This window comes from Streptomyces sp. NPDC001222, from assembly GCF_042896945.1.
Taxonomy (GTDB): Bacteria; Actinomycetota; Actinomycetes; order Streptomycetales; family Streptomycetaceae; genus Streptomyces; species Streptomyces gibsoniae.
Map to the genome: position 1 here is coordinate 1 of NZ_JBIAXT010000054.1, position 26,733 is coordinate 26,733.

Genomic DNA, 26,733 nt, shown 5'->3' on the forward strand with positions numbered 1-26,733 from the left:
AACGCGGGATACCAGCGCATCCAACACCGTTCGGGACGCGCGCAGTTCCGGGAGCTGGCAGCAAATGCCACTCCTGGACACTGTTTAGGAACGGTGCCTGTGGCAAGGTGGTGAACCTCCGCCAGGCCGGGGCATGGCGGACGCCGAGGAAGCGGAGTCGGTGCTCGCGTGAGTGCGCCGAAGGCGGGCGTCGGAGATGTCGGCGATCCGCAGGGACAAATGGTAGCCGCGAATCGCGAACAGGCCGAAGGCGATGTCGCTGTAGGAGGCGGTGTCGGTCACGACTGTCTCCGGCTTCGGCCCGCCGTCGCGGCCCAGCAGCGCGTCCAGGATGAACAGCGGCGAACCGTACCGCGGACGGGGCGGGAGCACGAGGTGCCTCCCATGTGCCGCAGCTGCCGGAGGCGCTGCACCGCTGACGTGTGCGATGTGAACACCGGTGTGACTTCGCCCAGTTGTATTGTCACCCAATGCGGACAGATCTGGATGAACAACGCCTGCCCCGGCACCGTCTCACGGCGGGGTGATCAGCGCCCACGTGTAGCTGGGCGTCCGGCACCGCGGTGGGCCCGCCTACGTCGGCTCCACCGCGGTGACCGAAGCGCTCGGCCTAGTGATCTTTTAGTGGGTGGCGTAACCACCGGCAACGCGACACGACGCGGTCGACAACTCCTGCTGCTCCCCGTACCCGCGGGGATGGTCCCGAGACCCCGGACGACTCAGGCTCGCCCAAGGCCGCGGACTGTCTTGCCTGGGGAAAACCAGACCTGCTTGGTGAAGATCCGACCGCTCATTCCGGGTGTGTTCACACATGCGCCGTTTCCGGTACACAAGGCGCGACTCTGATGAGCCCGGCACCCGCACCCCGCCCCGAACACCCGGGAGACAACAGATGTCCAGACGTCACGTCAGGTACGCAGCCGTCCTCGCCGCCGCCGGAGCTCTGGCCGGGGTGACTGCCGTCCAGCCCTCCGCGTTCGCCGGCTCCCCCCACCGGACCGCCGCCAGGCATGTCCTGCTGGTCTCCGTCGACGGGCTGCATCAGTCGGACCTGGCCTGGTACATCGCCAGGCACCCGAAGTCCGCGCTGGCCCGGCTGGTCGGCGGCGGCGTGGAGTACACCCACGCCAGCACCACCACGCCGTCCGACTCCTTCCCCGGCATGGTCGCCCAGGCGACCGGCGGCAGTCCCGGCACCACGGGCATCTACTACGACGACACCTACAACGCCGCGCTCCTCCCGGCGGGAACCACCAGGTGCAAGGGCGTCAAGCCCGGGGTCGAGGTGGACCTCACGGAGGACCTGGACAAGAACCAGGCTTCCATCGACGCCGGTCAGGGCCTCGCGGGCCTGCCGGACAGCATCCTGTCGATGACCGGCCACCCGGCGAGCCTGATCAACGCGTCGAAGCTGCCGGTCGACCCGAAGACCTGCGAGCCGGTGTACCCGCACTCGTATCTCAAGGCGAACACGATCTTCGAGGTGGCTCGGCAGGCGGGTCTGCGTACCGCCTGGTCGGACAAGCACGCCGCCTACGAGATCCTCAACGGCCCCTCGGGCACCGGCGTCCAGGACCTGTTCACCCCGGAGATCAACAGCGACGCCCCCGGCTACGCCGCCGGCAACGACTGGACCACGGACAACAAGGCCACCGAGCAGTACGACGGCTACAAGGTGAAGGCCGTCCTCAACGAGATCGACGGCTACGACCACAGCCGCTCCCACAAGGTCGGCACCCCGGCGATCTTCGGCCTCAACTTCCAGTCGGTCTCCACCGCGCAGAAGCTGCCCGCCTCGGACGGCCTCACCGGCGGCTACACCGCCAAGAACGTCCCGGGCCCGCTGCTGGTGAAGAACCTGGACTTCGTCAACACGGAGATCGGCGCCCTGACCGCCGAGATCGGCAAGCGGCACCTTGCCGGCAGCACCACCGTCATCCTCTCCGCCAAGCACGGCCAGTCGCCCACCGACCCCGCCGCGCTCACCCGCGTCGACGACGGCCCGCTGCTGGACGGCCTCAACGCCGCATGGAAGAAGCTCCACCCCGGCGCCGCTGACCTGGTGACGCACGCGGTGGACGACGACGCCATGCTGCTCTGGCTCTCCGACCGCTCCGTGGCCGCCACCGCCTTCGCCAAGAAGTACCTGCTCGCGCAGAGCGGCACCGGCACCGACATCAGTGCCGCGCCCAGGGCTTACACCCACAGCGGGCTCAGCAAGGTCTACGCCGGCAAGGCCGCGGCCGACTACTTCCACGTCAAGGCCGGCGACGCCCGGGTCCCGGACCTCCTCGGTGTCGCGCAGTACGGCGTGGTCTTCACCGGCGGCACCAAGAAGATCGCCGAACACGGCGGCGGCCACTCCGACGACCTAGGCGTTCCCCTCGTCGTGTCCGGCGCCTCCGTCCCGGACGGCGTGCGTGACTCCGCGGGCGTGCAGACCAAGCAGATCGCACCGACGATCCTGAGCCTGCTCGGTCTCGACCCCCGCTCCCTGCAGGCTGTGCGCGAGGAACACACCACCGTGCTGCCGGTCCGCTGACCCGTTCGGTGCGCCCCGGCCGCGTAGGTCCCTGGACGCACCGGCCGTAGACACCCTCCGGTCGGTCGAGCACAGCCGAGGCCCTCGGCGCGCTGCGTCGGGCGGTCGGGGCCCGACCTCCTGCTGCCGACCGGGCGTTCACGCCCGGCCATGAGGCCGCCCAGGTGCCAGTCACCCGGGCGGCCTCCTGCATGGCCCAGGCTCAGCCGTTCGACCCGGCCGGGGTCGTGGTCGTCTTGAAGCCCTCGGTCTTGTTGGCCTGGATAGCGAAGTCATTGGTGAACGTCTTGCTGAGGTCCACCGACGACTTCACGTTGCCGACCAGCTTCTCCGTCGCCAGAGAGGTCTTCGGACCGCCGGCCGGCATGAGACCGTCCGGGAGGAACTGGCCCTTGTCCTCGTTCAGGGCCGAGATGTAGTCGGCCTTGGTCACCAACTGGTTCGACACGAACGACGCCGGCAGCTTGTTCGCGATGTCGGCCGCGCTGTGCGTGTTGATCCAGTGCATGGTGGCGACGAGCGCGTCGACGACCTTCTGCACCGTGTCCTTGTGCGAGTCCACCCAGTCGGTGCGGGCGAGCACACTGGCAGCAGGAAAGGCACCGCCCATCGCCGCCGTGGCGCCGTCCGTGGTGGCCAGGTCGATCGCCGACGCACCGACGCCCTTCTTCTGGATCGCGGCCACTGTCGGCTGCGTCGTCATCACGCAGTCGACCTTGCCGTTCTGCAGCGCGGCGATGGCGGTCGAGCCCGCGCCCACCCCGATCCGGTGGAACTGGCTGGTCGTCACGCCCTTCTTCGCGGCCAGGAACTGGGTGAGGGTGTCGGTGCCCGACCCCAGGTCGGTGACGCCGAGGGTCTTTCCCTTGAAATCGGCGGCCGAGTGGACCCCCGATTTCTCGGTGCACATCTCGCGCTCGCCCGGCGCGCCGGAGAGCTGCACGACGTCCTCGACGGCCTTGCCCTTAGCCTGGAACTCGATCGTGTGGTTGTACCAAGCGCCCGCCATGTCCACCTGCCCCGAGGCCATGGCTTCCTCGGCGCCGACACCGCCGTCCTGCTCGGTGCTCAGCTGGACGTTGACGCCGTACTTCTTGTAGTAGCCGAGGTTCTGGGCGAGCTGGTACGGCAGGTAGATCTGCTTGTCGATGCCGCCGACCATGAGCCTGACAGTCGGCGTGCCGCCGGAGCCGCTGCCCGCGGTGCTGGCACTGGAGTTGCCGGAACAGGCGCTGACCGCGCCGAGGGCGAGAACGGTGAGCAGAGACGCGGCGACGGCGGCGGGTCGTCTGGACATGGTTGACCACATTCCTTTGCTGAGGGTTCTGGGAGGAAATTGGGGTGCGGGGGGTCAGATGGTGTTGGAGGCCTCGGACGGGGTCGGCGGGCGCCAGGACAGCAGCCGGTGCTCGAGCTTGCCGATCAGCCACTCGGCGCCGAGCACGATGACCGAGATGACGAGCATCGTGGCGAACACGCCGTCGGGGTCGAAGTTGTTCTGCGCGGTCTTGATGACCAGGCCGAGGCCGCTCTGCGCGCCGAGCACCTCACCGACCAGCGCGCCGACGATGGCGAAGCCGAAGGCGCTGTGCAGGCTGGCGATGATCCAGGTGAGTGCGGAGGGCACGGTGACGTGCCGGATGATCTGCAGTTGCGAGGCGCCGAGGACCTTGGTGTTGGCGAGGATGTTGCGGTCGACCTCGCGGACGCCCTGGAAGGCGTTGAAGAAGACGATGAAGAACACCAGCACCGCGGCGAGCAGGATCTTCGGCAGCACGCCGATGCCGAACGCGACGATGAAGATCGAGCCGAGGACGATACGCGGGATGGCGTTGACCATCTTGATGTAGGGGCCGAGTACATCGGCGAGGAAGCGGCTCTGGCCGAGCGCGACGCCGAAGACCACTCCGGTGACGGCCCCGAGGGCGAAGCCGACGAGCGCCTCCTGGATCGTGGTCCAGATGTTGGCGTAAAAGGAGCCGAACTCGGTGCCGTGCTGGAAGAGGTCGACCAGTCGTTTGGCGATGCCGGACGGCTGCCCGAAGAAGAACTTGTCGACGATTCCCCAGGCGGTGAAGGCCTGCCAGCCGCCGAGAACGAACACCGCGAGACCGATGCGGCCCACCCACACCAGCAAGGTGCGCCGCCGGGCGGCGCGTTTGGCGGCGGCCGTGGCCGAGGTCTGGGAGCCGTCCTTGGCCGGGGCGGTGGAAACGGTGGACGTCGTGCTCATGCCGTACCTCCTGCGGTGCGTGCGTAGGCGCGCTCCACCTCCTCGCGCAGGCAGTCCCAGATCTGGTGCTGGAGTTCGATGAAGCGGGGCTGGAAGCGGATCTCCTGGACCGAGCCGCGCGGGCGGGGCAGGTCGATGTCGAAGACCGCCTTGACGGAGCCAGGGCTGGACGTCATGACGACGACCCGGTCGGCGAGCGCCACGGCCTCGTCGAGGTCGTGGGTGATGAAGATGACCGACGGACGGATCTGCTCCCACAGACCGAGGAGTTCGGTCGACATGATCGCCTTGGTCTGCACGTCCAGGGCGCCGAACGGCTCGTCCATGATCAGGATCTTGGGTTCGTTGATCAGCGCCGCGGCCATCGCCACGCGCTTGCGCATGCCGCCGGAGAGCTGGTGCGGGTATCGGTCCTCGAATCCCGTCAGTCCCACCCGGCGCAGCCAGTCGCGTGCCGAGGCCTGGGCCTTCTGCTTGGGAACTCCGCGGAAGACGGGGCCCATCAGGACGTTGCCGAGGACCGTCTTCCAGGGCAGCAGCGCGTCGGTCTGGAACATGAAGCTGACGCCGTCGGTGACGCCGTCCACCTCCCGGCCGCCGACCCTGACCGAGCCCTCGCTGGGCCGGTCGAGCCCGGACACCATGCTCAGCGTCGTCGACTTGCCGCAGCCGGTCGGGCCGACCACCGCGCAGAACTGACCCGGCTCCACGGTGAACGAAACGTCCCGCAGCGCCGTGAACACCTCACCCGCAGGAGTCAGAAAGCGTTTGGTGAGCCCTGAGATCTCGACGCGCGCGCTGTCCCGGCCGATCTTCTCGGCAGCGGAGCTCGTCGCGACATCGTTTCGCGAAGCCATCTGAGGCCGTCTCCTTCCTAACCTCGGAGGTCGAGGAAGGCAGACGCTAAAGGCCGCTTGGCGTGACGTCGCTGTTTCAGACGTATCTCGCGTTAGTCGTGTTGACAGGAGTTCTGCTCGTTCTGCTCAGCATGCGAGGGGTGGGCAGAAAGTCCTCGGTGGGACACAATCACGCCACCACGGGTGCGGCGAAGGGGCCGGGCCCGGCAGCACGACAAGGGCGAAGGCACCTGTGATGCCCATCCGTATCCGGCTCGGCCGTGGCGGGAAGAGGAGGCTCTCCGCACGGATCCTGGCCAACCAGCTGGTCATCCTCACCCTCACCGGAGCCATCGGCTTCGTGCTGTTCGCGTTCGCCCAGCGAGCGGAGATCGACCGTGTCTACGAGGGGCGGGCACTGGACATCGCCCGGACAACGGCCGCCGAACCGCGGATCCGGCAGGCCATGGCGCACGGGGGCGGCGACGGCATCGTGCAGACCGTCGCCGAACGGATTCGGAAGGCGTCGGGGGCGTCGTACGTGGTCGTGATCGACCTGCGCGGCATCCGCCACTCGCACCCCGACCCGGCGCTGATCGGCGAGCCGGTGGGCGATCCGATCGTCGTGCTGGACGGCCGCCCCCACGTGGGCTCCGACCAGGGCGCGACCGGGCGGTCCGCCAACGGCAAGGCTCCGCTGTACGGGCCCACGGGCACGCTGGTCGGCGAGGTTTCGGCCGGCATCCCGGAACGCGATGTGCTCGGCGAGCTGTGGAGGGAGCTGCCCACCTTCGGCCTTTATGCCGCGATCGCCGTCGCGGTCGGCTCGACTGCGGCGTTCCTGCTGGCCAGGCGGCTGAAGCGGTCGACGTTCGGGCTGGAGCTGGAGGAGATCGCCGGACTGCTCCAGGATCGCGAGGCCATGCTCCACGGCATCCGGGAGGGCGTGATCGCCTTCGACCCCGACGGCCGGGTCACCGTGGTCAATGACGAGGCCCGCAACCTGCTCGGCCTCGGCACGGCGCTCGGCAGCAGCCTCGAGGAGGTGCTGCCCGACGGCCGGCTGCGCCGCGCCCTGGACGGCACCCTGACCGGCACCGACCTCAGCGTACTGACCGATGACCACTGCCTGGTGGTCAACCGGATGCCGGTGACGCTGCACGGCCGTGAACTGGGCGCGGTGGTCACCGTACGCGACCGCACCGAGCTGATCGGGCTGCTGCGCGAACTGGACTCCGTACGCGGGCTGACCGACGCCCTGCGCGCCCAGCAGCACGAGTTCACCAACCGTATGCACACCGTGGCCGGACTGCTGGACATCGGCGACCACGACGCCGCCTACGAATACGCCGTCGAGTCGGCCGGCGCCGACCAGGCGCTGACCGAGTCCGTACGCGAACGGATCGGCAGCACACTGCTCGTGGGGCTGATCGTCGCGAAGACCACGGTGGCCGCGGAACGCGGGGTACGGATGGTGCTCAGCGAGGACTCGGCGCTCGGCGAGGACCCGCCGCATCTGCGCCGGCTGCTGACCATCGTCGGCAACCTGCTGGACAACGCGATCGACGCGGCGGCCGGCGGACCGCTTCCGGCGGGTGGACGCGAGGTGCGGCTTTCGCTGGTCGAGGTCGTCGACCAGGTGATGGTGCGGGTCACGGACAGCGGCCCGGGGATCCCACCTGGCGCCGCCGAGTCGATCTTCGAGGACGGTTGGTCGACCCGGCCCGACCGAGGCACCGCCCGGCGCGGGTTGGGTCTCGCCCTCGTCCACCGGCTGGCACAACGGCACGGCGGGACGATCACGGTCAGCGAGGGGCCGGGCGCGGTCTTCACCGTCGTACTGCCACTGCCGGACGCCACCCCCGTACCACGAGACGCACAGTTGACGACGGCCGCGCCGACAGGAGGTGATCGCGGATGATCCGGACCCTGGTGGTGGACGACGACTTCCGCGTCAGCCGCATCCACTGCGACTACGCGTCCCGCGTCGAGGACTTCGAGGTGGTCGGCCGGGCGGCGACCGTGGCCGAGACGCTGGACGCGGTGCGCACGCTCCACCCCGATCTCCTGCTGCTCGACATCTTCCTGCCGGACGGCAGCGGACTCGATGTGCTGCGGCAGCTGAGCGGAGACAAGGGCGGAGCCCGTCCCGACGCGATCATGATCACCGCCGACAGGGACATCACCTCGGTACGGACCGCCATGAAGCTCGGCGCCGTAGGCTACCTGGTCAAGCCGTTCGGCTCCGCCGATCTGGCAGAGCGGCTCACCGCCTACCGCGAACTTCAGCACCGCGTGGACGCCCTCGGCCTGGCTCCCCGCACCGACCAGGCCGACGTGGACGCCCTCTTCAGCGCCGCCCGGCCACCGGCCGTGCCCCGGGTTCCGGCCAAGGGCCACTCCGCGCCGACCCTGGCTCTCCTGCACCAGGCCCTCCGCACCGCCCACGACGCCCTGTCCGCGGCTCAGGCCGCCGAACTCACCGGCGTCTCCCGAGCCACGGCCCAGCGGTATCTCTCGTACCTCGTACGGGAAGGCATGGTCCGGCTCGAACTTCGCTACGGAACCACTGGCCGTCCCGAACACCGCTACCGAATCGTCTGTTGAGCCGGGCACCGAGCTCCACTTGACAGAGGCGCAGCTCGCCGGTCTTGCCGCCGGCCCGCGTCACCGGCTCCTCGGTGACGCGGGCCGCCCTGCCCTTTGACGGCCACGGCGAAGGAAGGCCCAAGGCGGGAGAAGGACTTTGACTGTGAACCAGGTGCGTGCAGCGGACGAGACCGCCATCCGCAGCGTGCTCAAGGGTGACCTGGGCGTCAGCTTGCACCGACTGGTCCGTGAGCAGGAGGGACGCAAGGCCGAGCCGACCGCCTGCGTCATCGAGGTGCAGAGCGGCAAGGTCGCCCCATGTGTGCCCACCAGCACGCAGAGCACCGGCGCCGGCAAGAAGATCGTGGCCATAACCAAACCGGCGCATCCGAGAGCATGCTCTGCGTCTCGGTGATCTCGGACCTGGCGGAACGGGCAATCGGCGAAAGCGTCATAGGTTGGCAGGACCAATGAACTGACACGCATTCAAGCGGGACGTCCTGTGGGAACGACGGGCGTGTCCACCGGATGCAGCCGACGGGCCGGCACGGTGAGCGTGGCGACCCGTGGAAGTTCGATGGGTTCGCCCTCGGCATCGCTGGAAGTCTGACTCCTACGTCGCCGACTGGCGGAACCAAGCCGTCAGCGGATGTCGATGGTGGCCTTCCAGAGAATGACGACGTGGGGGCAGGTGTGGCTAGGGGCTGTGACGACGCAGCGGCGGTGCGCGGTGATGGTGCTGCGGCCGTCATGGACGGCACGGAACGTGGCTTCGGCGTCGCCATTGGCAGCGATGTGTCCCGAAGTCCGTGGCAGCACGCGGGCGTCGGAGGCCGCAGGTACATCCCACACCCACTTCTCCCCGCCACTCGACATGGCCTTGAGATTGACCCTGACCGTGTCGCCGGAGTGGACGGAGACCGTCCTGCCGTTGTCGGCGTTGCTCAGGGGCACAGGCCGTGTCGCGGCGTGGGCATCAGGCAGCGCTGCTGGAGCGGTCAGCGCGGTAGCAGCAAGCGCGGTGGCGGCGAGAACAGTCCTGCCAAACACGGTGGGCCTCCTTTGGGGTGTGGCGTACGCACCCAGTCAACAGGTCCGACCGCGGCCAAGATCCGTCAACGCGGAGCCGTTCACCCGGATGGAGGCTGTGAGTGTGCTGCCCGTGAACCGTCGCCCCTCACCACGGGCCCCGGAACCGTTACCGCCGCAGCCGAAGCGCGAACGGCACCTCGCGGCGGTGCGTCTCTCCTCCCGGAAGTCCTTGGTGCGTATGGTCTCCAGGGTGCTCCCCGCCCGGCGCCGCCCCATCTTGTGCTCGGTCCTGGGGCCGGCGCTTCCCCCGGTAGAAGCGCTCCTGCGCACAGGTGGGTCCTGGGCCCACGTCGATCCTCGCCGGCTGGCGCTGGCCGAGAGCCTCTGCCCGGCCCGCTTCGGCACGTTCTTCACCAGGGCGGCGGGGCGGCACGTGCCCGCACCGGCGGTCAACCGTCCCACCCCGTAACAGCGACTTGTGCCAGCGGTTCCTCCGGTTGGTCGAGGACGCCGACCTGCACGGGGACGCTCACGTGATCGCCGACATCCTCTCCTCCCACATCAGCGCCCCCGGAGCGGGAGCGGTGTTGTGCGGACACGTGGGCGGTTCGCGGCCGGCGGACAGATTCGGCGGCGCTTCGTGGTGCGGTACCGGGAGGCGGTACCTACTCGGGTGAACGCCAGGCATCCTCGCAAAGATCGGGTGAAGAGGCCGGATATGAACGTTCAAATCTCAGATGACGCGGAGGCGGGTGGAGCGGCCTGGTCGGCTTCGAGGGAGCGTTGGAAGGTCAGTTGGCGTGGGGGGAACTTTCTGTTCCTTGGGGGTTGACGGGACACGTTTGCGAGGCCATCTTGAACGATCAAATCGGAGAGTTGGTCGTCGACGAGCCGCCGCCGGAAGCCGTGTTGTGGTGCGGTCCGCGACCTGGCGGTGACAGCGAGGAGGGCACGGTGAGTTCGTTGCGGATGGTGCCGGACGGGGGACAGACGCCCCCGGGCTTTGGGGGAAAGAGGTCGCGGCGAAGGGCCGCGGTGGCGACAGCCGTGGTGATGTGCGCGTCGGTGCTCGCCGGATGCAGCAACTCGGGTTCCTCTGACTCCAAGGGCGGCCCGGCGCAGTCGAACGACCGCGGCCCGATCACTCTCGCCACCGGCAAGGACACCACCGGCACCCTGCAAGGGCAGCTGGACCGCTGGAACAAGCAGCACCCCGCCGAGAAGGTCACGCTGGTCGAACTGCCGGAGAGCGCGGACCAACAGCGCCAGCAATTCATCCAGAACGCCCAGACCAAGTCGGACGCCTACACCGTGCTCAACCTCGACCCGATCTGGGTCGCCGAGTTCGCTGGCAACCAGTGGATCGACGAGCTGCCCGCCAAGGAATTCCCCCTCGACAAGATGATCCCCGCGGTCGTGAAGACCGGGAACTACTTCGGCAAGCAGTACGCGGTCCCGTTCAACACCAACGCCGGTCTGCTCTTCTACCGCAAGGATCTGCTCGACAAGATCAACGCCCAGCCACCCACCACCTGGGCCGAGATGAAGCAGGACTGCGCCAAGGTTCACCAGCTCCCCGAGGGCAAGGGCATCGGTTGCTACGCCGGCCAGTTCGACAAGTACGAGGGACTTACCGTCAACTTCTCCGAGGCCGTGGCCTCCGCTGGCGGCAGCGTCGTCGACACCCAGGGCAAGGCGACGGTCGACACCGAAGCCGCCAAGAAGGGCTTGCAGTTCCTCGTCGACGGCTTCAAGGACGGCATCATCCCCAAGCAGGCCGCTACCTATGAGGAGGAGGACGGCCGACGCGCCTTCCAGGCGGGCACGCTGCTCTTCCATAGGCAGTGGCCGTATCAGTGGGTGCTGGCCAACGCCAAGGACGGCTCCAGCAAGGTGGCAGGAAAGTTCGGCGTCGCGACTCTGCCCGGCCTCAGCGGGCCCGGTAGCTCGAGCCTCGGCGGTCTCGACCTCGCGATCAGCAAGTTCGCCAAGCACAAGGCGACTGCGCTCGACTTCATCAAGTTCTTCTCCAACGAGGCGAACGCCCGCACCAACCTGAAGGTCACCTCGTCGGCCCCGCCGTACACCGATCTCTACGACGACCCGGCGCTGCGCAAGCAGTTCCCGTACCTGGCCACGCTGAAGCAGTCACTGGCCACGGCGACACCCCGGCCGGTCGTGGTGCACTACGGCGACGCCACGGCTGCCATCCAGGAGAGCGCCTCGGCCGCGCTGAGCGGCTCGAAGTCCGTCGACGTGGCCCTCGCCGACATGCAGAAGGCCCTCTCTGCGGCGATCGCCGAGAAGTAGGCGGTCGCGCTCGTGTCCGTGATCACCTCGACGCCGGGGCGCACGGCCCCGGCGTCCCGGCCCGAGCGCACCTCGCGCCGCGCCGGGACGGGCCGCCTGGCCGCGGCCCTGCTCTCGCCGACACTGCTGGTCCTCGCCCTGGTCATCGGCTACCCCGTGGTGGCCGCTCTTCGGCTGTCATTCCAGGTGTCCACCGAGGGCATCGATCCGCAGACCGGTTTCGTGGCGACCACCTCTCACTACGGAACCGGCAACTACGCCGCCCTCTTCTCGGACGACCGGCTGCTGCGGCCCTGGTGGAACACAACGTCGTTCGCCCTGGCCTCGGTCACTCTCGAAGTCATCATCGGCGTGTCCATGGCACTGGTGATGCACCTCGCCTTCCGCGGCCGCGCGCTCGTCCGAGCCGCCGTCCTCGTACCCTGGGCCGTCCCCACCGCGATCTCCGGAATCCTCTGGAAGTGGATCTTCAACAGCCAGGGAGTCGCCAACGATCTCCTGGGGACCCAAGTGCTGTGGAACAGCGAAGGGTTCCACGCCTGGCTCTCCGTGGTCATCGCCGACACCTGGAAGACCGCACCGTTCATCGGCCTGCTCGTCCTCGCCGGACTGCAGATCATCCCCGGTGAGCTGTACGAGGCCGCCCGTGTCGACGGTGCCTCGTCGTGGCGTGTCTTCTGGCGGATCACCCTGCCCTTGGTTCGCCCGGCACTCGTGGTCGCCGTCCTGTTCCGCCTCCTGGACGTACTGCGCATGTTCGATCTGCCGTACGTCCTGGTGGGGCCACGCAAGCACTCGGTCGAGACGCTGTCGATGTCAGCCTTCAACGAGATGACCAATCTGCGCTTCGGCTCGGCCGCCGCGTACGCGACCGTCCTGTTCGTCTACATCGCCATCGTCGCCCTCTCGTTCGTCAAGCTGTTCGGCGCCGATCTGCTCGGTCGGGGCACCAGGAGTGAGTCATGAGCACGCAGTCCCCCATACGATTTCCACGGCGCGGGGCGACCGGGAGCAGGCGGGGCGCGTCCTGGGCCCGGCGGCTCGGCATCGCCGCCGTGGTCGCGTACTGCATCGCGCCGTTCTACTGGATGGTGGTCTCCAGCCTGCGCAGGCCGGCCGACCAGTTCTCGAACGCGCCGCTGCCGGCCCCGGCTTCCTTCGACAACTACACGGCAGCCTTCGATCCGCACAACGGATTCGGGCGAGCCCTCGTCAACAGCCTTGTCGTCGCCGGAATCACCACCGCCGCCACGCTGATCGTCGGCATCTTCGCCGGATACGCCCTGGCCCGCCTTCAATTCCGTGGAAAGACACTGATCCTGACGTTGATCATCGCTGCGTCGATGTTCCCGCCGATCATCCTGGTGGTCCCGCTGCTCCGGCTCTTCACGGACGTCGGCTGGATCAACACCTACCAAGCGATGATCGTCCCCAGCATGAGCTTCGCCCTCCCGCTGGCCGTGTGGAACCTCACCGCCTTCTTCCGCCAGATGCCCACCGAGCTGGAGAAGGCCGCGCAGGTCGACGGCTGCACACCGGCGCAGGCGTTTCGCAAGGTGGTGCTCCCGCTCGCCGCGCCGGGCGTGTTCACCACGGCCATCCTCGTGTTCATCAGTTCCTGGAACGAATTCCTCATCGCCGTGAGCGTGGTGAATGACCGTCACATGATGACCGCTAACGTGATCCTGTCCCTCTTCACCGGGCAGTACAAGTACGACCAGCCGTTCGGCACGCAGATGGCCGCCGGGGCCGTGGTGACCCTGCCGCTCGTCGTGGCCGTGCTGTTCTTCCAGCGTCGGATCGTCGACGGCCTCACGGCGGGAGGGCTGAAGTAGGTGAGCGCCCCGATCAGCGGCGGTTCCGTACCGGACGGCGACGCGTGGGTGCTGGCGACGGACCATCCGCTCCGAGCCTCAGGCCGCGGGGACTCCCACCTCACTGCTCTCGTCGGCTACCACCCCGCCTTCACCGGCAACGGCTGTTTCGCGGCACGTGTCCCGGCGGCCGGCAACGGCTTCGCCGAAGACCCCGTGCGCAGCCAGTTCCACATCGCCGGCCTCTACACGGGACAGAACGGCACCTGGTCCCGCAAGGCCTCCCTGCCGGCGTGGTCGACGCTCGACGTGAGCGATGGCAGCGGTTCGTTCAACGCTGCGTTCACTGGCGCGTCCGGCGCACAGGTGACCGCGCCGGACGGGGGCGAGCGGTTGGTCGGCGGCGACTGGGCCCCCGTGACCGGTCCGCGCGCCGCGGCGGCCCGCGGCATCGAGCGGTATCGGCAGTGCCTGGATCTGCGCACCGGGGCGATCACCACCGAGGCGCGGTGGACCTCCCCGGCAGGCCGGGTCACCGACGTGCGGTACGAGGTGTTCACCGACCGGTCCAGGCCGTACGTGGCCGTCGTCAGTGTGACGGTCACTCCGTACTGGGAGGGCGAGCTCGTTGTCACCGACGCGCTGGACGAACGCGCCGCGTCGCACACCCGTACCGTGGGGCGGGGCGCGGGCCACGGGCGGGTCTGGGCCCTTGTGGAAGCCGAGGGCAGCGGTATCGCGGCCGCGGTCGTCTCCGTCCTGCACGGGCCGGGCAGCCACGGTGGTTCCGGGCAGGACGAGTCCGTCCCGGCGCGGGAGGGCAGCGCGACGCAGACCATCTCCGTCCGCACGTCCCCGGGACGTCCCCTGACGTTTGCCAAGTACGTGTCCGTGGTCACCTCCCACGTCGCGGAGCAGCCGCTGAGCGCTGCCGGGGCGCACGCCGCTGAGGCCGCCCGTGCGGGACACGCGCGGCTCGCCGACGACAACCGGCGCGCCTGGCAGCGCGAATGGGAGGGCGACATCGTCATCCATGGCGACGCCCTGCTGCAACGCCGCGTGCGGGCCGCGAAGTTCTATCTCCTCACCAGCGTGCGCGAGGATTCGCCCTGGTCGCCCTCGCCCGCCGGATTGTCCAGTGACGGCTACAACGGGCACGTCTTCTGGGACACCGAGACCTGGATCTGGCCAGGGTTGCTCGCCCAGCATCCCGACATCGCGCGCAGTGTTCTCGACTACCGGGTCGCCCGGCTGGACGCGGCCCGCGCCGCCGCGGCCGCCGGTGGCCACCAGGGCGCCCGCTTCCCCTGGGAAAGCGGACTCACCGGCGACGAGGACACCCCCGCTTGGGCGCCCTTCGGCCGCCTCGAACAGCACGTCAGCGCCGATGTGGCCCTGGCCTTCTGGCAGTACTGGCTGGCCACCGGCGACATGCAGTGGCTGCGTGGGGCGGGACTACCCGTGTTGAGCGCGGTCGCGGACTTCTGGGCGAGTCGCGTCACCACCGACGCCGAAGGCCACTGCCACATCAACGGCGTGATTCCTCCGGACGAGTACGCGGTCGGACCGCACGACGACTCCGCCTACACCAACGTCGCCGCCCGGGAGTCCCTGCGCTTCGCCGCCCGGGCCGCCGAGGCCCTCGGCGAGAGCGCCGATCCGCGGTGGGCCGAGGTCGCGGACCGAATCGTCGTCCCTTTCGACGAGGCTCGGGGCATCCACCCGGAGTTCGCCGGGTACGCAGGCCAAGTGATCAAGCAGGCCGACGTGGTGATGCTCGCCTATCCGTGGGAGAACCCGCAGTCCCCGGAGGTCACGCGCGCCGACCTCGAGTACTACGCGGCCCGTACGCACGAGGACGGGCCGTCGATGACCGACTCGGTCCACTCCATCGTTCATGCCGAACTCGGCGACGCCGACACGGCCTTCGAGTACACCCGGCGCAGTGTCGAACCGTTCGTCAGACCGCCTTTCGAGCAGTTCGCCGAGGCCCGTACCGGGGGCGCCTTCACCTTCCTGACCGGCCACGGCGGCTTCCTGCAGGAGTTCCTGTATGGCTACTCGGGGCTGCGCTGGCGCGCCGACCGGGTCGTCCTCGCGCCGATCCTTCCCGGCCCGTTGGAAGGCATCACCCTGCAGCGGCTCCGGTGGCGTGGCCGTGTCTTCGACGTGGACATCCGACACGACCGCACGACCGTACGGCTCCGCTCGGGCGAACCGCTCCCGGTGGAGACGGCGGGCACGGTGCGGCACGTGCCGGTCGGGGGAGAGGCCACGGTCGCCACGCGGGCGTCCGCGCCACATCGCTGAGGACGTGCCGCAGCACGCATCGTGCCGCTAGGGACGAAGAGGACGGGGGTCCGAACCGGCCGGGAGCGAGTCCTGTAGCGGCGCGGAGCTCGCGCGGACGACCAACTCGGGCGCCAGGAGCCGGTGCAGAGGCTCCGCAGGCGGTGCGCCGTCCGCACCGGGACTCCGGCCGGTCAGCCGGAGCACCTCAGCCATGACCAGCCGGCCCACCTCCTCGATCGGCTGACGAACGCTCGACAGATCGAGTGCCGTAGCCGCCGGAGAGTCGTCGAAGCCCACCACAGCGATGTCCCGACCGGGGTACAGTCCGCGGTCGCGCACCGCGTGGAGCGCCCCCACCGCGAGCGTGTCGGTCGCGGCGACGACGGCGGTCGGGGGGCCGGGCTTGTCCAGGAGCTCCGTCATCAGCTTGGTGCCACTCGATGTGGTGTCGTCGCCCCGTACGTCGAGTCGGTGGCTCCCAGCGAGCAGACCCTGCCGGTCCATGGCCATCAGCCAGCCGTGCGCCCGCGCGTCGCCGACGCTGGACCCCTCGGGCCAGCCCAGGAAGCCGATGCGACGGTGACCGGCGGCGACCAGGTGGTCGACGGCAGAGGCCGTCCCCGCCGCGTTGTCGACGTCTGCCCAGCTGTAGCGCTCCGTGTCGGCCGCCGTACGCCCGAAAGCCGTGAACGGCACACCGGCGGCCATGAGCCGTCCCGGCCGGGGATCGTCCGGCGTGATGTCGTAGAGCACCACGCCACTCACGGCCCCTGCGCGCCAAAGGGCCGTGCACCGCTCGGTCTCCGCGGCGACGTCCGCAGCTGTGAAGAGCAGCACGTGGTGGTCGGAAGCCTGCCCCGACTCGCAGAGCGCGTGCAGGAAACGGTCCTGGATGGCGGCCACCGTTTCCGCGTGCACCGGAAGTATGCGGCAGCCGATCATGCGGGGCGAACTCCCCCGCAATGAGCGCGCCATATGGTTGGGGTGGTAGCCGAGGTCGGCGATGGCCCGAGTGACCCGCTCCCGCGTCTCGGTGCGCACGCGGTCCGGTGCATTGAGCACGTTGGAGACCGTCTGGCGAGACACGCCTGCCGCCTCGGCAACGTCCGAAATGGTCACGGACTGCGCAAGCGACGGACGTGCGTCGCGGAAACCGGCTGTCACGTTCTCTCCCTGGCCCACGCTGGAACCCTCATTTTTATCGTTCATACGGAGGCTGTCGAGGTTGGACGGCGTACCGTTGAGAAAGCCCCCACGAGCCGCGGTCCATTCCTGGGCGTTCGCCCAGCTCGGTGGTTCCTGACGTACAGGGCTCGGCGCCGCGGCGTGCCGTTGCTGCAGGTCGACCCCAGGAACACGAGCAGGGAATGCTCAGGCTGCCACCACTTAGACAAAGGAACCGGCCTGCCCAGGCCGAGTTCCGATGCGTCGCCTGCGGGTTCGTTGACCACGCGGACGCCAATGCTGCCCGAAACATCGCCGCCCGCGGCTGGTGGGCCTGGGTGTGCGGGGTCGAGTCAACGACCCCTGCGCTCGCGGTCATTTCGTGAGTGCCGGACGCGGCCGTCCACGCCACCGCCAGTGGCGCACGAGCCGCAAGCTCTCGGCTTCAGCCCGGGGTGGTTGACGTTTGAGCTGGATCCCGAAGACACCTGACCGCGACTGTGCAGTCTTGGACCAGCCTGCAGGTCGTTCGTACCAGGTCACCAGATCTTGAAACAGGTGCGAGAGATGCTGGTGGTCCCCTGTTTGAAATGGCCGTTGGGCCACTGATCGGTGAGGCCAGGCAGGGTCTCCAGATTGGCGATGTTGTCGGGTCCCATATTCGAGTCCAGGGTGATGGCGAAGCCGAGGAAGCCCTGTGTCTGTCGAGGAATCGACTGTTCACCGGGGATGTTGGCTGCCAGCGCCAGCTTGCTCGGCAGGCCCTGTTGCCGGTAGAAACCGCCCCCGGAGAAGCCCTGGCGGATACTCGTCACCTTAAGCAGGCTGCCCGCCTGGTTGCTTCCAGACCCGAAGAGGGCATTTTGGGCTGCCTTGATATCGGCAAGCGAGTCCCTGCGGAGTAGCACGGCCACGTCATTCTGTTCCAAGCGGACCGGCCCGAAGTCAGGCGGGGGCAGGCACGGCTTCCTGGGCCGGGTCAGTCCAGCTTCTCGTGGGCCGCGTTGAGGAAGTTGTTCATGGGTCCGCGCAGGTGGTCCCACGCGGCTTGGGGCTCGCCGAGGTCCTCCCACAGGACGTCGTGCACGGCGCTCGCGTAGTCCCAGGCGAGTTGGTAGAGCTCCGGACCGATGAGGACCAGGATCATCCGCTCGCAGATCCAGAGGCGTTCGATGAGGATCCGTGCGGCGGCGAGCCACTCGGGTGTGCGGCCGGAGGACCAGTCGGGTGCCTCGTAGCGTTCCTCGGCGAGGCGTATGCCTTGCTGCGTGAGCTGGATGAACTCCCTTATTACGTCGAGCCGTTCGGCGCGGCGGGCCTCGGTCAGTTGCGTGGCCTGGCGCTTGTCCTCGGTGTGGGCGGCCTGGCGTGCGGTGGTGAGCTGGGCCAGGTAGGACAGGCCTCCGCCGAGTACGACACCGATCAACGACGCCCAGAGTTGATTCACCCGTTCACGTTAGCCTCAGGGCTGTGTCGTTCTCGCTGGGGCGCCGGTGATCCTCGTCGTAGGTGATGGCGTGTTCGGGGCCCTTGACGCCGATGACGGTCTGCCGGGTGGTCATGCCCCAGACCGAGCGCATGGCACCGAACTGGCCGACGGGGAAGTCGGATCCGGCGCTGACCTGGGCGCCCAGGTCGAGCCACCCGCGGGCGGGGAAGAGGCTGCGACGCGCTCCGGGCCCCAGAAGCCCTCCTCCACCTCGGCGGTGTCGTGCAGCAGCGGCTGCTGGATGGTCACGGGAATACCCAACGCGACGGCGGGGACGCGCCGTTCGGGGTCCGCCAAGCCTCCGTGCTCCATCACCAGCGTGCCGGCGGGCAGAGCGGGGTTACGGTCGAGGACGCGTTCGTAGACGTCCAGCAGGACGCGGACCGCGCGGTCGCCGTAGGCGTGGGTGCCGACCCGCCAGCCGCGCCGGACCACGGCCTCGACCGCCTCGACCAGCACGTCCGGCTCCAAGATCAGCATCCCGGAGAACGAGTGGTCGCAAGCGTACGGCTCCTCGATGGCACCGGCCTCCAGGCCGCCGTCGAGGCCGAACTTCACACCCACACCGACAGCCACGGGTCGGAGCTGTCACGCCAGTCCTCCATGACGTCGAGCAGGTCCTCCACCTGGGCCGCGCTGGTCAGTCCGAGTGCCGAGACCAGCGCCCGCACCCGGGTGCTGAACGCCCACGCCTCGCGGGCGGCCAGGAGCACCGCGTAGTCCTCAGGGGTGACCGCGCAGTCGCGCACGGTCCCGATGCCCGTGGCGGCGTAGTCGCGGCTGGCCAGGCGCAGTCCGTCGATGCGTTCGGACCGGTCCGGGGCCGGGACCAGGTGCTCCACCAGGTGCAGGGCGTTGTCGATCAGCCGGCCGTCCAGCTTGCCGTCGGTGCCGCGGCCGATGGTGCCACCCGGCGGTACGGCGGTGTCCTCGGTGATGCCCGCCGGACGGAGCGCATGGGTGTTGACGACGTCGTTGTGACCGCCGCGCTTGACGAGGACCGGGTGCCGGTCGGTGGCCTGGTCGAGTTCGGCCGCGGTGGGCATGCGGCGCTCGGCCAGATTGAGTTCCTGTCAGTTGGTTGTGGTGCGGATCCACTCGCCGTCGGGGGTGACGGCGGCCCGCTGCCGGATGAGATCGAGGAACTCGGGGATGTTCCGGGCGCGGTGGACGGGAACGTCACGGGCACCGAGCGCCGCGGAGATCAGGTGGGTGTGGGTGTCGTCGAAGGCGGGCAGTACGGTGGCACCGGGCAGATCGTGCACCTCTGTTCCGGCGCTCACCAGGTAGTCGAGGCCATTGGGGTCGGCGGACACGGCGGCGATACGGTCGCCGTGCACGGCCACTGCCCGCTGCGGGACCTGGCCGGGCACGAGGGGAACGGCCTCCGCCCGCCCCTGCCGCAGCGAACAGGAACGACGCGATGCCTTCCCGCAGTGGCTGCACACCTACCACCACCTCCGCGGACACACTGCGCTGAAAGGCAACCACCTGCCGGCCGGGTCCTCAACCGCACTGGGCAGTACAGCCAGGGCAGGGTCTGGACGGTGGATTGTGACGTGATCCTCTGGGTGAAGCACCTCCCGAATTCCCGGCCCGCGTCGATAATGACCTTGTGCGCTCGCTAGCCAGGAATGCCATCCTGCCCCTAACGCTGGTCATCGTCGGGGCAGCCGCCGTGATGGGCGACGCCGCGGAGGAAACCCATACGGCCAGTAGCAGCTGGCGCACCGGTTTCGGCAAGTCCGGCGAGCCGGACCAGTCTCCTCAGGACCAGGACCAGGCCCTTTCCGCGAAGGCCCCGGCCGAGGACGGCAACGCCTACACCCCCCGCAGGACCGAGGAGAACGCCCGGATCGGCGCGGTCTTCGAGAAGGACGACCAGGGCTCCCACTTCTGCACGGCGAGCGTGGTGCAGAGTCCGGGCCGGAACATGCTGATCACCGCGGCCCACTGCGCCTTCGACGCCGACTCCGGACAGCCGGTGAACGACCTGGTCTTCGCCCCCGACTACCGCAACGGCGACGAACCCGCCGGCTTGTGGAAGGTCAGCAAGGTGGTCGTCGACGACCGCTGGGCCAAGTCGCAGGACGAGGACCTCGACGTCGCCTTCCTCGTCCTCGACCAGAAGGACGGCAAGGGCATCCAGGACGTCCTGGGCGGCAACACCCTCGGCATCAACCGCGGCTTCGACAACAAGGTCAAGATCACCGGCTATCCCACCAGCCGTGACACCCCGATCTCGTGCCAGAACCGCACCACGAAGTTCAGTGACACCCAGATGCGCATCCAGTGCACCGACCTCGAGGACGGGACCAGCGGCAGCCCCTGGCTCACCGACTACGACCCCAAGGGCCACACCGGCACGGTCATCGGCGTCCTGGGCGGCCACGAGGGCGGCGGCGACCAGGACGATGTCTCCTACGCCGCGTACTTCGACGACGACATCGCCAAGCTCTACCGGCGCGCCCAGAGGGAGGACTGATCCCAGCTCATCCGCATCCTGCTCACGGCGAAGGGCCGTGGCCGCGAAGGGTGCTGGAGTACCAGGAGCGGAGGGCCCGGTCGACCGGGCCCTCAACAGCGGTCAACCGTGCGGACAAGCACTTCGTACCCAAGCAGGCGCCCTGGGCGGCGTAGCGAGATCCCCTGGGCCCTCAGCAGTCGGAAAGTCTTCAGCAGGTCCGCGACGCCCTGCAGTCCGCGCCTGGGGCAAGCACGGTGCCGCCCGCTCCCGCCCCGCAGCGGAGGGCGTGCCACAGGAGCAGAGGCGAGGAGGCCACGCGCTCGTCGCCCCGCCCGGATCACCGACGCCAAGGTTTTGCCCGGCGCCCTGGCCTGATTTGCCCGCAACGCGTGTCGTCTGGTCGCGTCCTGTTGGACTCGGATGGCCTGAAATCAGGTGATACGGACGTTGGTTGTGTGGCGGGGTCAGGGCCATGAAGAAGATCGCGAAAGTCTCGCTTGTCACCTTTTCGGCTGCCGTCGTGGCCCTGGCTCAGACCGGAGCCGCGCAGGCCGACGCTCCGCACTGGAACAAGACGATCAAGTGCCACCAGAAGGACGTGGACGGGCGGAACGTACCCACCCGCGTCGGCAACAGCGAACTCGGTGGGGCCCACTTCTCCGGCAACCACAACATACGCACCTGCCGCATCGTCAACGCGCCCCTCAACGGCAAGTGGGACAAGAACGACGGCAGGGGCGGCCTGGAATACCGGGGTTACGCCTTCGACGGCAGGCACCCTCAGGTGAAGATCATCGTCAAGGCGCAGGTCACCCGCCGCACCCAGGACAGGCGGTACGACGCCGGGAAGGGGCAGATGATCGGCGTCATCACTGCCTTCTGCAAGGGCATGAGGAAGTGCCCCGACTGGATGAACCAGTCCACCGCCACGTTCACGCACTGACGAGGAGACACTCGTATGACGCCATGGGAAGTAGCCGTGGCACAGGCCGATGTGACCGGCCACCTGATCCTCTTCACACAGGCGCCGATCGTGGCGAAGCTCCGCGTACGCGGTGTCCTCCCGGCCCCCCACCAGTCGCCGGCCGTACGGATCGCCCTCGGCGGACGGACGCGGGCGTCCACGATCTCCTCACCATCTACGAGATGCCGCTGTTTGAGCAGGACGAGGTGCTGAGCCCGTGGGAGGCAGTCAGCCGCGTACGGCACGAGGCGGGCGAGTTGCGCTTCTACTCCAGCGACGAGGTGGACACGGTACTCGGCGCGCCGCTGATCAGGCTCCTGGAGGAAGTGCCCTACCAGGAGCGTCTGGAGGACCGGGCGCACGCCCTGCTGACCACGCTGAACTGCCCCCCTCCGGGCGATGAGGAGCGGGAGAAAGCGCCGTCGCTGCTGGTCGGCTTCCTTCACCTGGCCGAGGGGCGGATGCGGCTCTACGTGCGGCATCAGAGTGGTCCTGATGTGGTGGCCTGCGGTGTGAGGCTCGCGGAGGCAGGACCGGCAGTGATCTCGGAGGTGTTCTCCCGGTCGCAGGAGCGCGAGCTGTTCGAGGAGCCGGAGGACGATCCGCACTGTACGGCTGTGGTGGATCTGACGCACTGACCGAATCAGGGGCCGCCGCTGGGCGAAATCCGACCGCACTTCTGCTTGGCCCACCACTCGATGGCCGGCAGGATCAGCCGCTGCCCGATCGTGTACTCGCCCTCGCGAAAATAGACCAGTGCCCTCATGTACTGCCGCGGTGGAAGGGGTTGCGCTCCGGTTGCCGCCTTCCGTGTCGACGGCGATGTGCGGGTGCTCGTCAGTCGTGGCACGGCGCGGTGTAGGGGAGTTCCGGTATGTAGTCCGGCCATTGTGCGGGGGTGAGTGAACCGGCGGTGCTGGTGCAGATCCGCCGGATCGCCTGGTCGAGTCCGAGGGGGGTGAGTGCGATCGTGCCGTCCGGTCCCGCTGTGGTCAGGAGTTGCCCGTCCGGGCGGTACGCGGCCGTCTCGATCGCGTCCGTGTGCCCGGCGGTGAGCGCCCTGCCCCATGCGGCCGGTCGGGCCGGATCGGTCAGATCCCACAGCAGGACGCTCCGGTCCTCTCCGGCGGAGGCCAGTGTGTGACCGTCCGGGCTGAAGCCCACCCAGGTCACCCGGCCGGTGTGACCGGTCAGCGATCTGCCGAGGGCGGTGGCGTGCGCGGGGGCGGAGACGTTCCACAGTCGTACGTCGTGGCCGGCGCCGGCGGTGGCCAGCAGCCGCCCGTCGGGGCTGAACGCGCCCCAGAGGGTGCCACCGGTGTCGCCGGTGCGGATGTCCGGCAGGGCCCGAGGACGCCCCGGATCGTGAATGTCCCACAGCCGGACCTTGTCGTCCTCGCTGGTGCTGGCCAGGGTGTGGCCGTCCGGGCTGATGCCCGCCCAGTGGACGAGGCTGATGTGGCCGGTGAGCGGGGTGCCGAGGGCGGTGGCGTGTGCGGGGTCGGTGACGTTCCACAGCCGCAGGCTGTACTCGGGGCCACCGGTGACCAGGACGCGCCCGTCGGGCGTGAAGGCCAGCACGCCGTCGTCCTGGTCGGCGCCTTTGGTGCGGATGGTCCCGGCCAGCCGGGGGAGGGGTCGGGCGGAGACGTCCCACAGCCGCACGGTGCCGTCACTGTCGGCGCTCGCCAGCAGTCGACCTCTGGGCTGGAACACCACTCGGACGGCGAGGTGCTTACCGGGCATCTCGCTCAGCTGTCTGCCATGCGTCGGTGCCCGGACGTCCCACAGTCGCACCGTCCCGTCGTCCGCGCAGGCCATACTGCGGCCGTCGGGGCTGAACGCGACGCTGGTGACGTTGCCGAGGTGGCTGACGAGAACGGTGTTCGGCAGATGCCACAGCCGTACGGTGTGGTCGTCGCTCGCGCTGGCCAAGGACCGCCCGTCGGGGCTGAACGCGACCCAGTTGACGAATCCGGTGTGGCCGATCAGCGGCTCCCCGAGAGCGGCCGGATGCGCCGGGTCGGAGACGTCCCACAGCCGGATGGTGTGGTCCGCGCCGCCGGTGGCCAGGATCCGGCCGTCCGGCGAGAACGCCACCGCCAGCAGGGTGTCGCTGTGGCCGCTCAGCGGCTCGCCCAGAGGTTTCGTGTGCGCCGGGTCGGAGACGTCCCACAGCCGCACTTTGCGGTCGTTGCCCACGCTGGCCATCAGCTGGCTGTCCCGGCGGAACGCGACCGCGTAGACGACGTCCGGGTTGCGCAGCGGCTTGAGCCACAACCTCGGGCGCGTCCGGTTGGTGACGTTCCAGAGACGGATCACATGATCGTGGCCGGGGGCCGCCACCGTACGGCCGTCCGGGCTGAAGGCGGCCGAGGCGACGGCTGCGCTCGCCCCGGTGAGCGGGTGGCCGACCGCCTTGGCATGCGCGGGGTCGGAGACGTCCCACAGCCGAACGGTGTGGTCCTGGCCGGCGGTGGCCAGCGTGCGCCCGTCCCGGCTGAACGACACCGAGAAGACATAGTCGCGGTGCCCGGTTAGCGGCCCGCCGAGAGCTCTCAGGTGCAACGGATCCCGGATGTCCCAGAGCCTTACCGTGCGATCCCGGCTCGCGCTGGCCAGGGTGCGGCCGTCCGGCGAGAACTGCAACCAGTACACCCAGCTGGTGTGGCCGGTCAGCGGCCTGCCCAGCGGGACGGGGTGCGCGGGGTCGGCCAGGCTCCACAGCCGGATGGTGTCGTCACCGGCTCCTGTCGCGAGGGTGCGCCCGTCCGGTGAGAACGCCACGGCGTAGACCGCTTGGCTGTGCCCGGTCAGCACGGAGGACAGGGCGACGTTCTGGGTGTCCAGGAGGCCCGCGGCGGCTTCGCGGTTCGGCCGCAGCCGATGTGCCGCCACGTACATCCGCGCCGCCAGCGACGGATCGGTCGCATGGAGCTGGCCCGCCTCGGCCACCACCTGCTCGGCCACGGCCCGGTCGCGGCCGGCGCGGGCGAGCGAGCGCTGCTGGAAGGCGATGACGGCGGCCGACGAGGCGAGCACGAGCAGGGCGGTCACCGCGGACAGCAGTGACCGGAAGCGTCGGGCCGCGCGAGCCGCCGCCCGCCGTTCCTGTTCCCGGGCGGCGATGCTGGCGTCGAGGAACGCGCACTCGACCGGTGCGAGGTCCGCGCGATGTCCGGCGAGGGATTCCTCGGCCGTGGCGAGGCGGGTGCCTCGGTACAAGGCCCCGGGGTCCCGGTCGAGTGCGTCCCAGGCGCGGGCCGCCTCGGTGATCTGCCGGTGGACACGCAGGCGGTCGCGGGCGCCGTCGATCCAGGACTGCAGTCGCGGCCATGCGGTGATCAGCGCTTCGTGCGCCAGGTGGACCGTGTCGCCGTCGAGCGTGATCAGCCGGGCGCGGGCCAGTTGTTCCAGCACCGATGCGGTGTCCGCGGGCTCGTCGGTGGCGCTGTGCGCCTCAAGTTCGGTGTGGTCGGCGGGGCGACTGGTGTCCTGGGCTCCCTCACCGGGCGTGATTAGTCGCAGCAGGATGCGCCTGGCGGTCTCAGCCTGGTTTGGGGATAGCCCGCTGTAAAGCTCCTCGGCCGTGCGGGTCAGAGCACCGTGGACACCGCCTGCCGTCTCGTAGGCGGCCAGAGCGAGGGTACGACCCTTGCGACGGCGCCAGGTCTCCAGCAGGGCGTGGGACATCATCGGAAGTCCGCCGGGTTCATCGGCGACGTCCTCGACGATCCGTGCGGTCAACGCGCGTTCGACGATCAGCCCCGCGGCTGCGGCGGGCTTGAGGACGGCTTCGCGCAACTCGTCCGGTCCCATGGGGCCGACGAGGAGGGTGGCGTCCCGTAGGGCCGCGGCGAGGGCACGGTGCTCGGCGCACCGGCCGAGAAAGTCCGCCCGTACCGCGATCACCACCCGCAGTCTGCTGTCCGGTTCCACCGCGCCGGCCAGAGCGGCGAGAAAGGCGGCGCGCTGGGCCGGATCCGCGCAGAGGGTGAAGAGCTCCTCGAACTGGTCGACCACGACCACCGTGTCACCGGCTTCCCGGCTCGCCGTCAACGCGTCCGCGTGCGTGGAGGACGGGCGGGATCCCGGGGTGAGAATCCGGATGGCTGCCAGACGGCACTCCGACAACCCCTCGGCCTGGAGGGCGGGGATGAGCCCCGCGCGCAGCAGCGAGGACTTGCCGCTACCGGACGCGCCCACCACCGCGACCATACGGGCGGTGCGGACGCGGGCGGTCAGTTGAGCCACGAGCTGGTCGCGTCCGAAGAACAGGTCCCGGTCGCCGGGTTCGAAGCGGGCCAGCCCCCGGTAGGGGGAGTCCGCGTCGTCGGCGTCGTCCGGCTCGGCGGCCACTTCCCGGGCCACTGCCTGCCAGCGCCTCTCCCACTCCTCTGGCTCCGCGCCGCAAGCCCGTACATAGGCCAGCACCACCGGCAACGACGGCAGTTGCTCGCCCGCGGCCGCCCTCGACAACGTGGCGACCGAGTAGTCCGTGCGCTGCGCCATGGCCCGGTAGGTCAGGCCTCCCGCGTCCTGGCGCAGCTTGCGTAATGCGAACGCGAAACGCTGGACCGGCCCGGCCGCCGGATCCAGCGGGCTCTCACGACGCCCCACCCCGTCCCCCCATGGTCTGCACGAACAGTGAGGGACAACCTTGGCACCGTCTGCCCCCGGGTCGCATCCCTGAGCAGCGCGTTTCAGCCGATCGGCGCTTCTGACGGGCCGCCGGGAGTTTTGTTTCACGCGGCGATCCGAGGGTGCGCAACAACGAGTCGGCCCGAAAGCATGTGACGGGTCGGTGGCGTCGGCACCTCGCTGGGTGCGCACCGCTGCCGTACGGCGTGGCCGGGCAGTGGCCGTGTCCACCACTCACGGGGGAGCCGTCGTCCCGGGGCCGCGATCCAGGACCGGGACGACGGCATGGCCGTGACAACCAGGCCGGGGACGGCGGCCAAAGGGCGTGCAGCCGGAACGTCTTACAGGACGAGTCGGGAA

The 26,733-nt window shown here is 69.2% G+C and carries 22 protein-coding genes and 1 pseudogene; 12 read left to right on the forward strand and 11 right to left on the reverse strand.

Translation table 11 applies throughout. The features are described 5' to 3' along the window. Window positions 1-84: 84 nt before the first annotated feature. Window positions 85-372 (reverse strand): Tn3 family transposase, encoded by a 288-nt coding sequence (locus tag ACFY2Z_RS39070; RefSeq protein ID WP_390748751.1) that lies wholly within the window; start codon window positions 370-372, stop codon window positions 85-87. 520 nt (window positions 373-892) lie between these two features. On the opposite strand from ACFY2Z_RS39070, the gene ACFY2Z_RS39075 reads away from it, so the two are divergent. Then, window positions 893-2,542, forward strand: a complete 1,650-nt coding sequence (locus ACFY2Z_RS39075) for an alkaline phosphatase family protein (protein WP_390748752.1) — start codon at window positions 893-895, stop codon at window positions 2,540-2,542. 202 nt (window positions 2,543-2,744) lie between these two features. Here ACFY2Z_RS39075 and ACFY2Z_RS39080 read toward each other — a convergent pair whose 3' ends face one another. The 3 genes from ACFY2Z_RS39080 to ACFY2Z_RS39090 are packed head-to-tail and all read right to left on the reverse strand — an operon-like array spanning window position 2,745 to window position 5,632. Next, window positions 2,745-3,839, reverse strand: coding sequence for an ABC transporter substrate-binding protein (locus ACFY2Z_RS39080; protein ID WP_390748753.1), 1,095 nt, complete (start codon window positions 3,837-3,839; stop codon window positions 2,745-2,747). 54 nt (window positions 3,840-3,893) lie between these two features. Beyond that, window positions 3,894-4,775, reverse strand: a complete 882-nt coding sequence (locus tag ACFY2Z_RS39085; RefSeq protein WP_390748754.1) for an ABC transporter permease — start codon at window positions 4,773-4,775, stop codon at window positions 3,894-3,896. After that, the gene (locus ACFY2Z_RS39090; RefSeq protein WP_390748755.1) at window positions 4,772-5,632 is read right to left on the reverse strand and encodes an ABC transporter ATP-binding protein; all 861 of its coding nucleotides are present in this window, start codon (window positions 5,630-5,632) and stop codon (window positions 4,772-4,774) included. The genes ACFY2Z_RS39085 and ACFY2Z_RS39090 overlap by 4 nt, the downstream gene beginning before the upstream one ends. Before the next feature lie 235 nt (window positions 5,633-5,867). On the opposite strand from ACFY2Z_RS39090, the gene ACFY2Z_RS39095 reads away from it, so the two are divergent. From ACFY2Z_RS39095 to ACFY2Z_RS39105, 3 genes are all read left to right on the forward strand, one after another. After that, a complete protein-coding gene (locus tag ACFY2Z_RS39095) occupies window positions 5,868-7,532 on the forward strand; it encodes an ATP-binding protein (RefSeq protein ID WP_390748756.1) in 1,665 nt (554 codons plus the stop codon). Next, window positions 7,529-8,218, forward strand: coding sequence for a response regulator (locus ACFY2Z_RS39100; RefSeq protein ID WP_390748757.1), 690 nt, complete (start codon window positions 7,529-7,531; stop codon window positions 8,216-8,218). The genes ACFY2Z_RS39095 and ACFY2Z_RS39100 overlap by 4 nt, the downstream gene beginning before the upstream one ends. A 145-nt stretch (window positions 8,219-8,363) precedes the next feature. Continuing rightward, the gene (locus ACFY2Z_RS39105; protein WP_390748758.1) at window positions 8,364-8,615 is read left to right on the forward strand and encodes a hypothetical protein; all 252 of its coding nucleotides are present in this window, start codon (window positions 8,364-8,366) and stop codon (window positions 8,613-8,615) included. A 227-nt stretch (window positions 8,616-8,842) separates the two neighbouring features. Here ACFY2Z_RS39105 and ACFY2Z_RS39110 read toward each other — a convergent pair whose 3' ends face one another. Beyond that, a complete protein-coding gene (locus ACFY2Z_RS39110; RefSeq protein WP_390748759.1) occupies window positions 8,843-9,250 on the reverse strand; it encodes a hypothetical protein in 408 nt (135 codons plus the stop codon). 1,017 nt (window positions 9,251-10,267) lie between these two features. On the opposite strand from ACFY2Z_RS39110, the gene ACFY2Z_RS39115 reads away from it, so the two are divergent. The 4 genes from ACFY2Z_RS39115 to ACFY2Z_RS39130 are packed head-to-tail and all read left to right on the forward strand — an operon-like array spanning window position 10,268 to window position 15,666. After that, a complete protein-coding gene (locus ACFY2Z_RS39115) occupies window positions 10,268-11,542 on the forward strand; it encodes an ABC transporter substrate-binding protein (protein ID WP_390748760.1) in 1,275 nt (424 codons plus the stop codon). A gap of 12 nt (window positions 11,543-11,554) precedes the next feature. After that, window positions 11,555-12,508: a carbohydrate ABC transporter permease gene (locus ACFY2Z_RS39120; RefSeq protein ID WP_390748761.1), complete on the forward strand. Its 954-nt coding sequence runs from the start codon at window positions 11,555-11,557 to the stop codon at window positions 12,506-12,508. Beyond that, window positions 12,505-13,377 (forward strand): carbohydrate ABC transporter permease, encoded by an 873-nt coding sequence (locus tag ACFY2Z_RS39125; protein ID WP_390748762.1) that lies wholly within the window; start codon window positions 12,505-12,507, stop codon window positions 13,375-13,377. Before ACFY2Z_RS39120 ends, ACFY2Z_RS39125 begins: the two co-directional genes overlap by 4 nt. Next, window positions 13,378-15,666 carry a glycosyl hydrolase family 65 protein gene (locus tag ACFY2Z_RS39130; RefSeq protein ID WP_390748763.1) on the forward strand — a complete coding sequence of 763 codons (2,289 nt, stop codon included), beginning with the start codon at window positions 13,378-13,380 and terminating at the stop codon, window positions 15,664-15,666. Window positions 15,667-15,693: 27 nt separating this feature from the next. On the opposite strand, the gene ACFY2Z_RS39135 is transcribed toward ACFY2Z_RS39130, so the two are convergent. After that, window positions 15,694-16,857 carry a LacI family DNA-binding transcriptional regulator gene (locus ACFY2Z_RS39135; RefSeq protein WP_390748764.1) on the reverse strand — a complete coding sequence of 388 codons (1,164 nt, stop codon included), beginning with the start codon at window positions 16,855-16,857 and terminating at the stop codon, window positions 15,694-15,696. Window positions 16,858-17,015: 158 nt separating this feature from the next. On the opposite strand from ACFY2Z_RS39135, the gene ACFY2Z_RS39140 reads away from it, so the two are divergent. Then, the gene (locus ACFY2Z_RS39140) at window positions 17,016-17,198 is read left to right on the forward strand and encodes a zinc ribbon domain-containing protein (protein ID WP_390748765.1); all 183 of its coding nucleotides are present in this window, start codon (window positions 17,016-17,018) and stop codon (window positions 17,196-17,198) included. A gap of 153 nt (window positions 17,199-17,351) precedes the next feature. Here ACFY2Z_RS39140 and ACFY2Z_RS39145 read toward each other — a convergent pair whose 3' ends face one another. The 4 genes and pseudogenes from ACFY2Z_RS39145 to ACFY2Z_RS39160 all read right to left on the reverse strand — a co-directional run bounded on the left by ACFY2Z_RS39145 (window position 17,352) and on the right by ACFY2Z_RS39160 (window position 19,749). Next, window positions 17,352-17,726 carry a hypothetical protein gene (locus tag ACFY2Z_RS39145; protein WP_390748766.1) on the reverse strand — a complete coding sequence of 125 codons (375 nt, stop codon included), beginning with the start codon at window positions 17,724-17,726 and terminating at the stop codon, window positions 17,352-17,354. 65 nt (window positions 17,727-17,791) lie between these two features. Continuing rightward, window positions 17,792-18,259 (reverse strand): hypothetical protein, encoded by a 468-nt coding sequence (locus ACFY2Z_RS39150; protein WP_390748767.1) that lies wholly within the window; start codon window positions 18,257-18,259, stop codon window positions 17,792-17,794. Window positions 18,260-18,370: 111 nt separating this feature from the next. Further along, the gene (locus ACFY2Z_RS39155; protein WP_390748768.1) at window positions 18,371-18,877 is read right to left on the reverse strand and encodes an amidohydrolase family protein; all 507 of its coding nucleotides are present in this window, start codon (window positions 18,875-18,877) and stop codon (window positions 18,371-18,373) included. Further along, window positions 18,856-19,749: pseudogene (locus tag ACFY2Z_RS39160) on the reverse strand (amidohydrolase family protein). The gene ACFY2Z_RS39155 and the pseudogene ACFY2Z_RS39160 overlap by 22 nt, the downstream one beginning before the upstream one ends. Window positions 19,750-19,916: 167 nt before the next feature. On the opposite strand from ACFY2Z_RS39160, the gene ACFY2Z_RS39165 reads away from it, so the two are divergent. From ACFY2Z_RS39165 to ACFY2Z_RS39175, 3 genes are all read left to right on the forward strand, one after another. Then, the gene (locus tag ACFY2Z_RS39165; RefSeq protein ID WP_390748769.1) at window positions 19,917-20,786 is read left to right on the forward strand and encodes a trypsin-like serine peptidase; all 870 of its coding nucleotides are present in this window, start codon (window positions 19,917-19,919) and stop codon (window positions 20,784-20,786) included. A 502-nt stretch (window positions 20,787-21,288) separates the two neighbouring features. After that, window positions 21,289-21,711, forward strand: coding sequence for a hypothetical protein (locus ACFY2Z_RS39170; protein WP_390748770.1), 423 nt, complete (start codon window positions 21,289-21,291; stop codon window positions 21,709-21,711). Between the two features lie 203 nt (window positions 21,712-21,914). Then, window positions 21,915-22,370: a hypothetical protein gene (locus ACFY2Z_RS39175; RefSeq protein ID WP_390748785.1), complete on the forward strand. Its 456-nt coding sequence runs from the start codon at window positions 21,915-21,917 to the stop codon at window positions 22,368-22,370. A gap of 199 nt (window positions 22,371-22,569) precedes the next feature. On the opposite strand, the gene ACFY2Z_RS39180 is transcribed toward ACFY2Z_RS39175, so the two are convergent. Further along, entirely contained in the window at window positions 22,570-26,352 is a 3,783-nt protein-coding gene (locus ACFY2Z_RS39180) for a helix-turn-helix domain-containing protein (RefSeq protein ID WP_390748771.1), read from the reverse strand. Between the last annotated feature and the right edge of the window lie 381 nt (window positions 26,353-26,733).

Bases quoted from the DNA above. Each gene is read 5' to 3' on its own strand.
- ACFY2Z_RS39075 (WP_390748752.1), top strand. From the start codon at position 893: ATGTCCAGACGTCACGTCAGGTACGCAGCCGTCCTCGCCGCCGCCGGA.
- ACFY2Z_RS39080 (WP_390748753.1), bottom strand. From the start codon at position 3,839: ATGTCCAGACGACCCGCCGCCGTCGCCGCGTCTCTGCTCACCGTTCTC.
- ACFY2Z_RS39085 (WP_390748754.1), bottom strand. From the start codon at position 4,775: ATGAGCACGACGTCCACCGTTTCCACCGCCCCGGCCAAGGACGGCTCC.
- ACFY2Z_RS39090 (WP_390748755.1), bottom strand. From the start codon at position 5,632: ATGGCTTCGCGAAACGATGTCGCGACGAGCTCCGCTGCCGAGAAGATC.
- ACFY2Z_RS39095 (WP_390748756.1), top strand. From the start codon at position 5,868: ATGCCCATCCGTATCCGGCTCGGCCGTGGCGGGAAGAGGAGGCTCTCC.
- ACFY2Z_RS39100 (WP_390748757.1), top strand. From the start codon at position 7,529: ATGATCCGGACCCTGGTGGTGGACGACGACTTCCGCGTCAGCCGCATC.
- ACFY2Z_RS39125 (WP_390748762.1), top strand. From the start codon at position 12,505: ATGAGCACGCAGTCCCCCATACGATTTCCACGGCGCGGGGCGACCGGG.
- ACFY2Z_RS39135 (WP_390748764.1), bottom strand. From the start codon at position 16,857: ATGAACGATAAAAATGAGGGTTCCAGCGTGGGCCAGGGAGAGAACGTG.
- ACFY2Z_RS39140 (WP_390748765.1), top strand. From the start codon at position 17,016: ATGCTCAGGCTGCCACCACTTAGACAAAGGAACCGGCCTGCCCAGGCC.
- ACFY2Z_RS39175 (WP_390748785.1), top strand. From the start codon at position 21,915: ATGCCGCTGTTTGAGCAGGACGAGGTGCTGAGCCCGTGGGAGGCAGTC.